Origin of the sequence: Brevibacterium antiquum, from assembly GCF_016107655.1 — a bacterium.
GTDB classification, from domain to species: Bacteria; Actinomycetota; Actinomycetes; order Actinomycetales; family Brevibacteriaceae; genus Brevibacterium; species Brevibacterium antiquum.
Window position 1 is genome coordinate 184,780 of record NZ_JABASX010000005.1, and the last position, 13,792, is coordinate 198,571.

A 13,792-nucleotide genomic window follows, 5' to 3' on the forward strand; every position below is an offset into this window, starting at 1 on the left:
TGATGGACGACCACATGAGCATTGACCTTGATCTCACCGTAGTCGGCAGCATCAACGCCGATATCACCGCGCTCACGCACCGCCTGCCCGAAACAGGTGAGACGGTCGGCGGTGGGCGCCTCATCCACAGCCCTGGCGGCAAGGGCGCCAACCAGGCTGTAGCCGCGGCACGGCTGGGCGCACGGACGAGGATGGTCGGCGCCGTCGGCTCCGATGCCTCGGGCACGGCGATGAGACAGGCCCTGCAGAGCGCCGGCGTCGGGACCGATGACGTTGCCGTCGTCGATTCGGAGACCGGAACCGCTCTCATCATGGTCGATGCGCACGGCGAGAATCAGATCGCGGTCTGCGAAGGCGCGAACGCGCACGTGAGCATCGCCGGTCGCAGCTTCCCGGCGCAGGAGACCGTGCTCACTCAGCTCGAAATCTCCCTTGACCTGATAACAGAATTGTCACATTCCGTCGAAGGGCGGTTCGTCATCAACGCAGCCCCGGCCCTGCCCCTGCCCGCCGAGGTGGTCGAGCGGGCCGATCTCATCATCGTCAATGAAACCGAATACGATCTGCTCCCGCAGCTGCGCGAGGCTCGGCTCGTGGCCATCACCTATGGTGCGAAGGGATCTGCCCTGTACGAACGCGGTCGGCAGGTGGCCTTCGCGAACGCTCTGCCGCGCCGTCCGATCAGCACTGTCGGTGCCGGAGACGCCTTCTGTGCGGCACTGACGATCGCGCTGGCCTCGGGGTACTCCCACGAGCGAGCGCTGGCGGTGGCCAACGCCGTCGGCGCTGATGCCGTGATGGACCCTGCGGCCCAACCAGAATTCCACCCACTCGAGCACTACCTTTCATCGACGACATCCACGGAGACTGAGACATGACATTGTTCACGGGCCTGAGCGCCTTCCCCCTCACCCCGATCCGCGATGAGGAGATCGACGAGGCTTCGTACGTGGGGCTGATCCAGCGTCTCGTCACGGTCGGCGTCGATTCGATCACCGCCCTGGGCTCGACCGGGTCGTACGTCTACCTCACCACTGAAGAACGTGCTCGAATCGCACGGCTGACCGTCGAGCATGCCGGCGGGATCCCCGTGTTCGTGGGCATCGGTGCCCTGCGCACGCGTGAGGTCGTGGCCAATGTCCGCTCGGCGGAAGCCGCTGGCGCCCAGGGGCTCCTGCTCGCCCCCGTCAGCTACCAGCAGCTGAGCGCCGACGATGTGTTCGAACTCTTCCGGACGGTCACCTCGGCGACCGATCTTCCCATCGTCGTCTACGACAATCCGGGCACCACGCACTTCACGTTCACCCTTGATCTCTACGCACGGCTGGCCCAACTTGAAGGCGTGGTCTCGATCAAGATCCCTGGACAGGAGATGTCGCCACCGGACTTCACCGCACATGTCGAGCGGATCCGTGCCGCCACCGACAATCAGGTGACGATCGGGATCTCCGGCGACGCGTTCGGCGCTGCCGGCCTCAACGCCGGCTGCGATGCCTGGTACACGGCAGTCGGAGGAACCCTGCCGACTCCGATGCTCGCGATCACACGAGCCGCCCAGAACGGCGAGGCAGGCCGGGCGTTGGAGCTCTCCGCCGAACTCCAGCCGCTGTGGGATCTCTTCGCCGAATTCGGCGGCAGCCTCCGAACCACCGCCGCCATCGCCGAACATCTGGGGTTGGTCGCCCCGCACTCCCTGCCGCTGCCGATCCTCGGTCTCACCGATGCCCAGAAGGGAAAGGTCGCCGAGGTGGTCGAGACCCTCAATCTCGACTGACCGGCCCGGCGCGGGCTTCTCCGGAGCAGGACAGTTCATCCGGAATCCACCCAGAGTTCGAGGCAGAGACAGGCGCTGTGCCTATGGGCTTGAGCGAGAGTGGTGACTGCTATGAGGAGCTCTATGCCTTCGGCACCCGCTCCTTCTCCGTGTGGACGACCGATGGCGCACTCGTCGCCGACTCGGGCGACAGCTTCGAACAGTTGACCGCCGAGGCGATTCCCGACTTCTTCAATTCCAACCATTCGGAGTCGAATCGTGAGGGACGCAGTGATGACAAGGGCCCAGAGCCTGAGGCCCTGACCATCGGTGAGGTGGGGGGAGACCGCCTACGCTTTCGTCGGCTTCGAACGGGTGGGCGGAATCGCCGCCTTCGACCTCAGCGACCCCGCGAACCCGCAATTCGTCACCTACTTCAATAACCGTGACTTCTCGGTCTCCGTTGAAGACGAGATCGAGGACGCCTCCGATCCCGAAGCTCTGCTCTCCAAGGCCGGCGACCTTGGTCCGGAAGGAATTGCCTTCCTGGGTGCTGATGAGTCTCCGACAGGCGAAGCGGCCCTCGTCGTCGGCAACGAAGTCTCAGGCACCACCAGCCTGTACTCTGTCGCCGATCTCAACGACGACGGCGCGGGCGCCGATTCCGATGACTTCGCGGATGCAGGTGCTTCGGCCGACTCCGACGCTTCGGTCGACTCCGATGGTGCAGCCGAAGATGCCACCGCGGACCCCGATGGGAAAGAGTCCGACGCGGCAGCGACCACTGCCGACTCAGACACCGGAGACGAAGCCAACTCAGACGCTGGAGACGCCGCGAACTCGGGGTCGAAGGGCGACGCAGGTTCGTCCGATGGAACAGACGCGGCTGACGACAACGCGGGCTCGCTCCCGCGCACCGGTGCTGATCTGGGCCAGTACCTCATTCTGGGCGGAATCGCGCTGGCTCTCATCGGCTTCGGCGTCCTGGCCGTCTTCCTGACACGTCGCCGCGGCCAGCGCCGCCGAGGCGAGCGAACCGGTTCGGCAGGATCGATCGCCGAGGACCTCGGCTCAGCCAGCTGGGACTGACCGCTGACGCGACCTCAGTCGAGTTGACGGTGCGTCAATCGATCTTGCCGATGGGTTCGCGTTTCTCGGCCTGGAACTGGTCCTCGGCACGGCCACGTGCCCAATAGGCTGAGATCGACAAGGACTCCCGCGGAACATCGTGTTCCTTAAGGGCCTTGCGGATCGTCTTGATCGTCTCCCGCTCACCGTGGGCGAAGACCTGCGGGATGTCCTCCGGCCAGTCGAGACCGCGGACTGCTGCGATGAGCTCATCGTCGTTGTCGACCCAGGTCACGGTGATGCCGTCCGGTGTCTCGGGCAGCAGTCGGTCTGCCTCATCCGGGACGGCGGCGATGACGAGGCCTCTCGCCTCGGCGTCCATGGCCTCAAGCGCTGTGCTCACGGCCGGGATCGCGGTGTGGTCGGCGATGAGCAGATGCCAGGGGGAATCAGGGCTGGGCCGGTATTTGCCTCCGGCACCCACCATGACGAGGGTGTCGCCTGGCTGTGCCGATGTGGCCCACGGGCCCGCAACGCCCTCATCGCCATGGATGACGAAGTCCAGTGTCAGCCATTTCTCGTCCTCGTTGACCTCCCGCACGGTGTAGGTGCGGTTGCGGGGCAGCTGCTCGGGGGTGTTCTCCCGCAGTTCTGTCAGATCATAGGGCGGGACGAGGCCGTGCCGGGGATCGGCGAACATGAGCTTGACGTATTTGTCGGTCGCCTCGTTGATGGAGAGGGCGTCGAAGCCCTCGCCGCCGACCCTGATCCGAATCAGGTTCGGGGTGATCGAGGTGACGTCTTGGACGGTGAGGATGGCTTGCGGGCGGGGCGGGCGAGCTGAGTTGCTCTGCGTATTGGGAGCAGCCGACATGGAGAACCTTCCGGGTATGCGATTGCGCCGGGCTGTTCTTATGGGCCGCCTCGGCGAGGGCCTCAAACTGCGCCTATCTGATCAGGTTAGTTAGCCTAACCTTAGCAAACGCCGGTGGTGGGCACTCACATCGGGCACCCACGTCGCGGCGACGTCAGACGGCTCTCTGTGACCAGTCCTCACGCAGTCGACGCAGGCCCTTGAGCGCCTTGGGGGAGTCGACGTATTCGACGTCTGGCAACGCGGAACTCGGGCTCTTGCACAGGAGCATGTCTTCGGGGTCCATGAGCGCTATTCGCTTTCCGTCCTCCTCGAGGCGACTCATCGCCTCGGTGAGCATGCGCCTGGCCACCCCATTGATCTCATTGACCCGGCGCAGGTCGAGGACGAAGGCCTCAACATTGGATTCGGGGGCGTCCATCGTCCGGATGACGTTCTCAGCACCGCTCCACTGGATGAGGCCCTGCAGGCTGCAGATGCGGACCATGACACCCTGAGAATCCACGAAGCGACGGTCACGGCGGATGATCGAGCGAGCAGGCTCGGGCGCGTCCATGATGTGAAGACTCAGCTCACGCGAGAGAGTCCTGAAGATGTTGGCTCCGCGAACGCTCGTCCCGTGCTTATCCAGCCGCGGAGAGAAGGTCGCGATCCCGACCTGCCCGGGCAGGACCCCGAAGACTCCGCCGGAGACACCGGACTTGGCGGGTACGCCGACCTCTGTCATCCAGTCACCGGCAGCGTCGTACATGCCACACGTCATCATGACGCCGAGAACCTGGCGGTTCACGCGAGGTGAGAGCACCTGCTTGCCGGTGACCGGGTTGAGTCCGCCCGCTGCCAGAGTGGCGGCCATGATTCCCAGATCCTTGGTGGTGATGAGGATCGAGCACTGGGCGATATACCCCTGGACCACCTCGTCGGGCTGGTCAGTGTAGACACCATAGGACCGCAGCATATTGGCGATCGCGACATTGCGGTAGGCCTCACCCCATTCGCCTTCAGCCACCGAGTCGTCGACGCGCAGCTGGCGGCCGGCGAACTCGGACAGGCCGGCTCGCACGATTTCGATCCGCTCGGCCAGCGAGGTTCCCGGTTCTCCCAGGAGCGAATGGATGACCATGGCACCGGCATTGATCATCGGGTTGAGCGGTTTGCCGGACATCTTGTCCAAGGAGAGTTCGTTGAAGGCCTCCCCACTGGGTTCGACACCGACCATGTCGAGGACTGCGGCCAGCCCTTCCTGCTCGATCGCCATGCCGTAGATGAAGGGCTTCGACATCGACTGGATGGAGAACTCGAACTCCGAATCTCCGGAGGTGTATTCGATCCCGTCGAGTGTGGAGATGCAGATGCCCAGCTTCTCGGGGTCGGCCGACGCCAGATCCGGAATGTAGTCCGCGTTCGCACCAGACCGGTCTGACCTGTGACGATCGAGCGTCTCGTCCAAGAAATCAGGGATAGGGGATCGCATTGCACCTCCTGCAGTGTGGTGAAGATCGTGGGATGAGAATGGGCTGGCTGCGTTGCGGACCGCAGTCGCCCGACTGCTATTCTCACACACCCCGTGCTGGTGAGGCGTCCAACACGGGGCAGAGAACTGGGCTGTCACAGTCGTCGCAGAGGCCCACCACTCGCATCCCCGATATGCCACCGGATCGGGCCAGTTATCCCGAGCAGGCGCTGACCCCCGAAGTGAGAATCCTCAGGGGTGAGTTTCGCCCTCGTCGCTGCGACGATTCACATCGGGTCGCTGTTCGCCGGCTGGGCGCTGCTCGTCAGTGGAGCGCTCACCAGGGCGCTGATCGCCGGCCGGGCGCTGGCCATCGGACTGGTTGGTCTCCGAGTTGCCATCGCTGCCGACTGCACGATCGGCGGCGTCTCTGGCCTTCTGGATCTTCTCGGTGTGCTTGCCCTTGGTCAGGGACTCGGCGACTCCTGCGGCCTTGTCGAGAATCGAATCAGTGGCCTTCTCTCCCTTTTCGGAGTTGAGCTTTTCGCGAACCTTCGGGTCGTTGGCCAGGTTCTTGGCCTTGTTGATGAACTTGTCGAATGGCATGATGTGGCCCTTCTCAGCTGACGGTCGTGTCACCACCGACCTTAGTCACTTTGACTGTGCTCCACCTGACTGCGCAGTCCCACGGGAGGCCGCAGGCCCGCCCGACGGAGCAGCTTGGTCGATGCGCAGCACGGTCTCGAGCAGGACCTCGATTCCGGGCAGGATGTCATCGAGTTCGGTGAATTCCTCGGGACAGTGGCTGCGGCCATCATGTGAGGGAACGAAGATCATGCCCACCTGCGTCTTGGCGGCGATGATTCCCGCGTCGTGGCCGGCACCGGAGAACATTGTGGCCCTGGAATGACCAAGGTCATCGGCCACCTCGGCGATGGTCGACGTGATCGGTTCGTGCAGGGGCACGGGCGCATCGTCCGTCGTCCACTCCATCTCCACACGCACGCCGCGCTTGTCAGCATTCTCCCCGGCAGCATCGGTGAGCCTGCGCTGTGCCTCATGCAGCCAAGAACCGTCGGGGCCGCGGAACTCGCCCTCGAGACTGGCATTGGCCGAGACGACGTTCACGGCTTCCGGAGTGAATTGGATCTGACCACTCGTGCCGCGAGTGTTCGTCCCTGACTCGGCGATCGATTCGACGGCGAGCACCGTGCCGGCAGCGGCACATCCTGCATCGGCACGGACATCCATCGGGGTCGTGCCTGCATGGTCCTGACGGCCGGTGAAGAGCGCCTTGAAGTGGTTGATGCCGGTGATCGTCTCAACGACGCCGATCTGTTTGCCGATCCGCTCCAGCTCAGGTCCCTGCTCGATGTGGAGTTCGAGGAAGGCGGTGACCTTCGAGAAGTCGTAGCGCGCGTCTAAGAAGGCTTCCGGGTCGATGCCGGAGTCCGGCAGAGCAGCGGCGAGGCTGCGGCCGGTGGTGTCGGTGGCGGCCAGGGTGGTGCGGTCGACGAGTCCGGTCATCGCCCGGGAGCCGACGCAGAAGAAGCCGAAGTCGTTGGGCTCTTCGTTGAAGAAGACCACGATCACGAGGTCATGGTCGAGTCGAATGTTGTTCTCCCGCAGCAGCCGTACGACCTCGATGGCACCGAGGACACCGGTGATCCCGTCGAAACGGCCCCCGCCGTCAACGGTGTCGGTATGGGACCCGAGCATGATCTCCTGCCCGCCGAGGCGACCGGGCAGCACCCCGATGACGTTTCCTGCCCCGTCGACTCGGGTCGCCAGCCCTGCCTGCTTCATCAGGGTGCGGGCATAGTCGCGTCCGGCGATATCGAACTCGCTCAGAGCCCGCCTCGTCCAGCCCGGACGTTCGGAATCGACGAGGGTTGCGAGTTCGGCGAGTTCGGAGCCGAAACGGTCGCCTACGGGCGTGATCGTGCTCATCATTGAGCCTTTCTGGTGGTGCCGTCAGTGGTGGTGTGCGGTTCTCAGAGGTGGTCCACATCCAGGGTAGCGCCCTCATCCGTGCGGTACCGAGAGTTCCTGCTGCCCAAGACCAGCGTGGCCAACAGGGCGGCGATGACCGAGGCGCTGAGGATTGCGACCTTCGCATAATCGTGTTCAGAGGCGCCGGGGATGAAGCTGAGTTCGGCGACGAGGAGGGAGACCGTGAACCCGATTCCGGCGAGCAGACCGACACCGGCCAGATCCGGCCACTTCAGACTCGGGTCCAAGCCCGCCGAGGTGAATCTGGTGACCAGCCACGTCGACGCCAGGATCCCCAACGGTTTGCCGACGACCAGGGCCGCGATGATCGCAAAGGTCAACGGCTGGGAGAACGCGGTGGCCAGACCGTCGAGTCCGCCCACGGCCACACCTGCGGCGAAGAATGCGAATACGGGCACCGCGAATCCCGCGGACAGGGGCCGCATGCGGTGTTCGAGCACCTCGGCGAGGTTCGGGCGGTCATCGTCATCCGCCTGACGATCCTGACCTCTGCGCCGGCGGCTGGCCAGGGCGGGGATCGTGAACCCGAGGAGCACACCGGCAATCGTCGCATGGACACCTGAGGCGTGCATGAGTGCCCAGGCGATGAGCCCGAGGGGCAGCAGAATCACCCACGCGGCCCAGGCTCGTTCGACGAAGAACGTTTGGAAGCGGGCGGCGATGAGACCGTAGACGACGACGACCGCGACTGCTGTCAGGAGTGGAACGAGAGAGATGGTCTCGGTGTAGAAGACGGCGATGATGCCGATCGCCAGCAGGTCATCGACGGCGGCGAGGGTGAGGAGGAAGATGCGCAGAGCCTTGGGCAGGTGGGAGCCGATGATCGCGAGGATCGCGACAGCGAATGCGATGTCCGTGGCCGTGGGAATCGCCCATCCGCGCAGCGTCTCCGGGTAGGAGGTCAGGAGAGCTGTGTAGATGATGGCGGGGACGATGACGCCGCCGGCTGCGGCGGTGATCGGGACGATGGCAGTGCGGAATCTGCGCAGATCTCCGTGGGTGAATTCGGTCTTCAGCTCCACCCCGACGAGGAAGAAGAAGATCGCGAGCAGGCCGTCGGCAGCCCAGGTTCCCAGGCTCAGCTGCAGGTGCCAGGCGGCGGGGCCGAGCTCGACGTCTCTGAGAGCGAAGTATGAGTCCGCGAGGGGAGAGTTCGCCCAGATGAGGGCCACGACGGCGGCGATGACGAGGAGTCCGCCGCCGACGGTGTCCTGGCGCAGAGACGCGAGCAGGCGAAAGCCAGTGCCAGGTGCTGGAGATGGTGAAGTCACGGTGATTCCATTTCGTTGCCGGAAGATGTGCTTCTCCGGCCCGAAATGCATGCGGGTGCTCTGTCAGAGCGATCAGTGATCGAGCGCCGAGGCGGTCGTGCTTTTGACGGTCTGCTCAGAAGGTGGGCCGGAGTCGTTCTCCAGCCAGAAGTGGAGCTGTCCCCGACAGCATCATGCCCCACGACGTGATGTAGCCGTTGGTGCCCGGGTGTCCCAGGACCCACACTTTCGGTGTGAATACGGCGCCAGGTGTGGTGGGAGTCATCACAGTCAGTCTACGCGACAGCAGATTGCTCGCGCATGTTCAGAGCCTGCCCCCGGTCGCCCCCGGCTCAGTTCAGGGAGACGCCGGTGCCGTGGAGGCTGATCTTCAGACCGGCATCGGTGGGTTCGATGTCGGTGAGCTCGAGGCCGGCGGGCAGGAAATCGAGGTCGATGACGATGTCTGAGATCGACGAGGTCAGGAACGAGGGGAGCGAGTCGATGTCGACCTCGGCGGATCCGAGTCTGATCGTCGTGGCGTTGACCACGACCCGCCGTGACTGCGCCTTCGATTCGATGCCGATGAGCAATTCCTGTCCGAGCAGCGAGCCTTTGAGGTAGAGCCCGCCGTCGATCGTGGTGAATGACATGCCATCGGGCAGCGAGGCGTGTTCGGTGGCCAGCGAGTCGATCGTCGACAGCGGAATCACCGCGCTCGCATCAACCGTGCCGATCGGGCGTGAAGTGTCGACGGGAACGTCGAAGAGCTCGGCATCGACGTCGGTGAAGTCGACGTTCTCATACTGCGCCCGATCAGCCGTGACATGAACGGTGTCGAGAGTTCCCCCGGCCATCTGCGTCAGCACGGGGAAGCCCTCGACGTTCACATCGGCATCGCCGTAGGGCTCGAGTCCGGCGGCGATCTTCTGTTCGGTGGTGAAGTCGACGACCCGGTCGGCGGCGATGAAGCCGACGAGGAGAGTGGCCACGACGATGACCGCGGTGACGATGAGCGTCGTCCGGCGAGATCTCCGTCGAGGCGGTTCGTGCGGGTACTCCAGAGTTCGGGCCGTCGTCATGGACCCCATTCTTCCGTACAGCGATTGCCTGTGTCGTGCTGGGATCGACTCACGTATCGACAATGACCACGTCGAGGGTGCGCGGACCGTGGACGCCTTCGACACGTTTGAGTTCGATGTCGCTCGTCGCCGAGGGCCCCGAGATGAACGTCAGAGCCGCATCCGGAGTCAGACGTGCGATCCCCTCGGGGACGATGTCGACGATATCGGCGACGCGGACGATGCACACGTGATGGTCGGGCACGAGCGTGATCGCCCTCCTGCCGCACTCCGGCGATCCGTCGAGGACGATGGTTCCCGTCTGTGCGATCGCCACCGCCGAGGCTGTCACCACTGCCGCCTGTGAGTCGAGTTCGAGGATGGACAGTTCCTGACCGGGAGCATCGACCGAGATCTCACCGGTGAATGACTGCAGCCAGGAATCGTCGAGCCCGCGTGGGACGACGATGTTCGACCCCGCGTCGAGAAGCCCGGCGATGGTCTTCGCCGGGTCGCCGCTGACACGGTGGACATTGGCCTTGTAGTCCTCGAGGCGGTCGATGAGAAGCTCGATGAGATCCTCACCCGTGTGCGTTCCCGTTCGCAGATATTCAGCGCTCTGGTTGACCGTCCCGCCGCCGGCGGCGGGAGGCCCCGGGTCCGTGTTCTCCTCGGTGCCCTCGTGCGAGCCGGCGTGTCCGGTGGCTGAGGACGAAGCTGCGGGGACGGTCCCGGAAGCAGACGAGACATACTCGCCCCCACCTCGGCGACCGAGGGCCTGATTGATGCGGCCAAGGATCTCTTCACGTGCGGTGTCCGTCATCTCTCGTCGTCCTCTCCCTCTGCGCGGGCCTCATTCTCGGCCCACAGCTGTCTGAAGCTCTTCTCCGGCAGGGCGGGGATGTCACGGCTCGAGGTCCATGCCCCGGCGATTCCTGGCAGAGAATTGATCTGCTTGTCCCCGGCCACCGCGTGGGCGATCGGCAGACCGGATTCGGCTGCGGCCATCCTCTTGCCATCGCTCATCATCCACGAGGCTCCGGTGAGTGCGGTGTCGAGTTGGGAGGAGACGGGGGAGTGGTTGGCCTCGACGTCCTCGCCGCGCAGGTGGACGAGGATCTCCGGGATGTTGATCTTGACCGGGCATACGTCGTAGCAGGCCCCGCACAGACTCGAGGCATAGGGCAGCGAGCCGTTCTCCTCTGCTTCGACGCCGGTCATCAGCGGCGAGAGGATCGCACCGATCGGGCCCGGATACGTCGACCCGTAGGCATGCCCGCCGGTGCGCTCATACACGGGGCAGACGTTCATGCAGGCCGAGCAGCGGATGCAGTTCAGCGCGCTGCGCCCGTGCTCATCGGCCAGGGCACGGGTGCGTCCGTTGTCGAGGAGGACGAGATGGACGTTCTGGGGGCCATCGCCGGGGGTAGTGCCCGTCCAGAACGAGGTGTAGGGGTTCATCCGCTCCCCGGTCGAGGAGCGTGGCAGCAGCTGCAGGAAGACTTCGAGATCGTCGAAGCCGGGCAGCAGCTTCTCGATGCCCATCACCGTGATCAGGGTCTCCGGGAGGGTCAGGCACATGCGGCCGTTGCCCTCTGATTCGACGACGCCGAGCGTCCCGGTGTCGGCGATGCCGAAGTTCGCTCCGGAGATCGCGACCTTCGTGGTCAGGAACTTGTGTCGCAGATGCCTCCGGGCCGCCTCGGCGAGGACCGCGGGCTCATTCGTCAGCTCTCCTGCATCGGGCATCTTCTCCATGAAGATGTCGCGGATCTCGTCACGGTTGCGGTGGATGGCGGGCACCAGGATGTGGCTGGGCTTATCGTCGCCGAGCTGGACGATGAGTTCGGCCAGGTCGGTTTCGAAGGCGTCGATGTCCTGGGTCTCGAGGTGCTCATTGAGTCCGATCTCCTGGGTCGCCATCGACTTCACCTTGATCACCTCGCGACGGCCGGACTCGAGCACAGGGGCGTTGGCCTCGACGAGTTCGGTGACGATGGCGTTGGCCTCATCGGCGTCCCGGGCCCAGTGGATGACTCCGCCGGCGGCGGTGAAGTTCTTCTCGAACTGCGCCAGATACTCGGGCAGGTTCTCCATCACCTGGTTCTTGGCCCGAGAGCCTGCTTCGCGCAGGGCCTCCCAATCGTCGAGTTCGGCGACGACCTCGGAGCGTTTGTCGCGGATCGTGGCGGTCGCATGTCCGATGTTGTTGCGCAGCTGCTGATTCGACAGGTGCTGGTGCGAGACCTTCGCGAAGGACTCGTCTTCGACGATGTTGCCCTGTCCGCCCGGGATCTCCTGGTCGTCGTGACGTGTGGACCGCAGCAGCGGCATTCCCAGAAAAGTCATCGCAGACTCCCTCCGCTCACGGTTGCTCCTTCGCTTTGGACACGCAGCGGGTCCTCCTTCGTCGACGCCAGGATCCGGGCCTGGTGGACCGTCGACTGGCCGACTCGCAGACCCGACTGCTGCAGGCTCGGTTCCTGCGGCCGCGTGCCCTGTTCGCCGGGGACACGGTGGTCGTCGTCATCGGCACCGACGACTGCGGTGAGGCCATCGGTGGTGTCATCGGCTCCCACTCTGCCGCTCGTCTGCTTCACATGCACCGCAGTGACGTCGGGGGTGCCCTCGAAGTTCCCCGTGCGTTGGAATCGGGAGATTCCGCCGCCCATGTGGAGCAAACAGGACGCGTCTCCGCCGGTGCACACCTCGGCGCCGGTGGACTGGACGGTCCGAATCTTGTCCGCGAGCATCGCCGAGGACACTTCGGAGTTCTTCACCGAGAACGTCCCACCGAATCCGCAGCAGGCGTCGGCCAGGGGAAGTTCGACGTAGTCGATTCCCTCCACCGAACGCAGCAGATCGCTCTGCCGGTCGCCGAGGCGCAGCAGGCGCATCCCGTGACACGAGGGGTGGTAGGTCACCCGGTGCGGGAAATACGACCCCAGATCAGTGGCGGCATCGGTGATTCCTAAGACATCGGTGAGGAACTGGGAGAGTTCGTAGGTGCGTCCGGCGATGTCGGCAGCCTCCGTGGCCAGAGCCTCATTGCCCATCCGCCTGGCGACCATGGGCTGCTGATGTCCCAACGAGGCCACGCAGGAGGCCGAGGGGGCGACCGCGGCGTCCCATTCGGTGCTGGAGAAGGCGCGGGCGTGGGCGGCGATCACGGGTTCGGCCTGCGCGAACTTTCCCGAGTTGATGTGCATCTGGCCGCAGCAGGTCTGACCCTCGGGGAAGATCACCTCATGACCCAGCCTGCGCAGAATCGTCACAGTCGCCTGCGCGACCTCCGGATACATGGCATCGACGATGCACGTGGCGAACAGTGCAATCTTCATCTGACCTCCAAGCCGAGTTGCCTGCAGTGCCAAGAATCGGATCCGGGGCATGATCCCTGAGCGGGAACCGCTCGAATGCGACGGAAGTGGTTCTTGTCACAAATGTGGTCAGACCATAACATAGGGGGATGTCCCAGCAGAGAACTCGGCGCTGATGCCGGTGACGACCGCGCAGATACCGGGCGTGCTGCCGAACTCGCGGACGGTGAAAGGGCAATTAGGATGAATAAGGCTTATGAAATTGTCCTTGCCGGAATCGAGCGTGCATTCCTCGACGGCAGCCTCACCCTCGGAGATCGGCTGCCGGGGGAGCGGACCCTGGCCGAGCGCTTCGGCGTCTCCCGGTCGAGTGTGCGAGAGGCCATCCGCATCCTCGACGCCGTCGGCCTCATCCGCTCCGCCGTCGGATCGGGACCAGGAGCCGGATCGGTCATCGTCTCCGAACCCGCGGTGGGCCTGTCACGGGCACTGAAGCTTCACGTCTCGGCCCGGCACATCGCCCCCGCAGACGTGCTGACGACGCGAGTCGTCCTCGAATCCGATGCAGTCGCCAGTGCCGCGAAGGCCGTCGCCCAGGTCGCGACCGGTCCGAACGCATGGACACCTGGACCAGGTGATGTCCACCTCAGGCGAGCCGGTGAACTCCTGGCCGAGATGCGCGACCCCGGCATCGCCAAAGAGCGCTTCCATGATCTCGACGCCAGATTCCATCGTGAACTGTGTGCCGCGGCAGGAAACCCGGTCACCGACATCATCCTCGCCTCGCTGTCGAGCAGCATCGTCGACTATGTCTCCGCGGCTGCTGCCGCCACCGACGACTGGTCATGGGTGCAGGCCGAACTCACGCGGCAACACGCCGGTCTCCTCGACAGCGTCCTCGCCGGCGATGCCGACCGGGCTCGGCGCGAATGCGCGGCCCACATCCACTGGTTCGCCACGACCACAGGCATCGACGCAGCTGACAGCTGAGCGGAGAATG

General features: G+C 64.6%; 14 protein-coding genes and 1 pseudogene. 5 read left to right on the forward strand and 10 right to left on the reverse strand.

Going from position 1 to position 13,792, the window contains the following annotated elements:
- Positions 1–14: 14 nt before the first annotated feature.
- From JFC13_RS10220 to JFC13_RS10230, 4 genes are all read left to right on the forward strand, one after another.
- Entirely contained in the window at positions 15–878 is an 864-nt protein-coding gene (locus tag JFC13_RS10220) for a ribokinase (RefSeq protein ID WP_198396972.1), read from the forward strand.
- Positions 875–1,774 carry a dihydrodipicolinate synthase family protein gene (locus JFC13_RS10225; RefSeq protein ID WP_198396973.1) on the forward strand — a complete coding sequence of 300 codons (900 nt, stop codon included), beginning with the start codon at positions 875–877 and terminating at the stop codon, positions 1,772–1,774. Before JFC13_RS10220 ends, JFC13_RS10225 begins: the two co-directional genes overlap by 4 nt.
- 83 nt (positions 1,775–1,857) lie before the next feature.
- Complete coding sequence (locus JFC13_RS20020; protein WP_408610737.1) at positions 1,858–2,196, forward strand: choice-of-anchor I domain-containing protein; 339 nt, start codon at positions 1,858–1,860, stop codon at positions 2,194–2,196.
- Positions 2,084–2,842 (forward strand): choice-of-anchor I domain-containing protein, encoded by a 759-nt coding sequence (locus JFC13_RS10230; RefSeq protein ID WP_332839382.1) that lies wholly within the window; start codon positions 2,084–2,086, stop codon positions 2,840–2,842. Before JFC13_RS20020 ends, JFC13_RS10230 begins: the two co-directional genes overlap by 113 nt.
- A gap of 34 nt (positions 2,843–2,876) precedes the next feature.
- On the opposite strand, the gene JFC13_RS10235 is transcribed toward JFC13_RS10230, so the two are convergent.
- The 10 genes and pseudogenes from JFC13_RS10235 to JFC13_RS10280 form a co-directional block, all read right to left on the reverse strand.
- A complete protein-coding gene (locus JFC13_RS10235) occupies positions 2,877–3,695 on the reverse strand; it encodes a siderophore-interacting protein (protein ID WP_198396974.1) in 819 nt (272 codons plus the stop codon).
- A 154-nt stretch (positions 3,696–3,849) separates the two neighbouring features.
- Positions 3,850–5,169 carry a glutaminase gene (locus JFC13_RS10240; protein WP_198396975.1) on the reverse strand — a complete coding sequence of 440 codons (1,320 nt, stop codon included), beginning with the start codon at positions 5,167–5,169 and terminating at the stop codon, positions 3,850–3,852.
- Between the two features lie 231 nt (positions 5,170–5,400).
- The gene (locus JFC13_RS10245) at positions 5,401–5,754 is read right to left on the reverse strand and encodes an antitoxin (RefSeq protein WP_198396976.1); all 354 of its coding nucleotides are present in this window, start codon (positions 5,752–5,754) and stop codon (positions 5,401–5,403) included.
- A gap of 45 nt (positions 5,755–5,799) precedes the next feature.
- The gene (locus JFC13_RS10250; protein WP_232488455.1) at positions 5,800–7,098 is read right to left on the reverse strand and encodes a M20 family metallo-hydrolase; all 1,299 of its coding nucleotides are present in this window, start codon (positions 7,096–7,098) and stop codon (positions 5,800–5,802) included.
- 44 nt (positions 7,099–7,142) lie between these two features.
- Positions 7,143–8,432, reverse strand: coding sequence for a Na+/H+ antiporter NhaA (nhaA, locus tag JFC13_RS10255; protein WP_332839383.1), 1,290 nt, complete (start codon positions 8,430–8,432; stop codon positions 7,143–7,145).
- 115 nt (positions 8,433–8,547) lie between these two features.
- The gene (locus JFC13_RS10260; protein WP_198396979.1) at positions 8,548–8,697 is read right to left on the reverse strand and encodes a hypothetical protein; all 150 of its coding nucleotides are present in this window, start codon (positions 8,695–8,697) and stop codon (positions 8,548–8,550) included.
- A gap of 67 nt (positions 8,698–8,764) precedes the next feature.
- The gene (locus JFC13_RS10265) at positions 8,765–9,493 is read right to left on the reverse strand and encodes an LmeA family phospholipid-binding protein (RefSeq protein WP_198396980.1); all 729 of its coding nucleotides are present in this window, start codon (positions 9,491–9,493) and stop codon (positions 8,765–8,767) included.
- Between the two features lie 49 nt (positions 9,494–9,542).
- Positions 9,543–10,295 carry a LutC/YkgG family protein gene (locus JFC13_RS10270; RefSeq protein ID WP_198396981.1) on the reverse strand — a complete coding sequence of 251 codons (753 nt, stop codon included), beginning with the start codon at positions 10,293–10,295 and terminating at the stop codon, positions 9,543–9,545.
- Positions 10,292–11,821: a lactate utilization protein B gene (locus tag JFC13_RS10275; RefSeq protein WP_408610738.1), complete on the reverse strand. Its 1,530-nt coding sequence runs from the start codon at positions 11,819–11,821 to the stop codon at positions 10,292–10,294. Before JFC13_RS10275 ends, JFC13_RS10270 begins: the two co-directional genes overlap by 4 nt.
- Before the next feature lie 302 nt (positions 11,822–12,123).
- Positions 12,124–12,813, reverse strand: a pseudogene (locus JFC13_RS10280) ((Fe-S)-binding protein); the annotation flags it as partial.
- 222 nt (positions 12,814–13,035) lie between these two features.
- On the opposite strand from JFC13_RS10280, the gene JFC13_RS10285 reads away from it, so the two are divergent.
- Positions 13,036–13,782 carry a FadR/GntR family transcriptional regulator gene (locus JFC13_RS10285; protein ID WP_198396983.1) on the forward strand — a complete coding sequence of 249 codons (747 nt, stop codon included), beginning with the start codon at positions 13,036–13,038 and terminating at the stop codon, positions 13,780–13,782.
- The last annotated feature ends 10 nt before the right edge of the window (positions 13,783–13,792 follow it).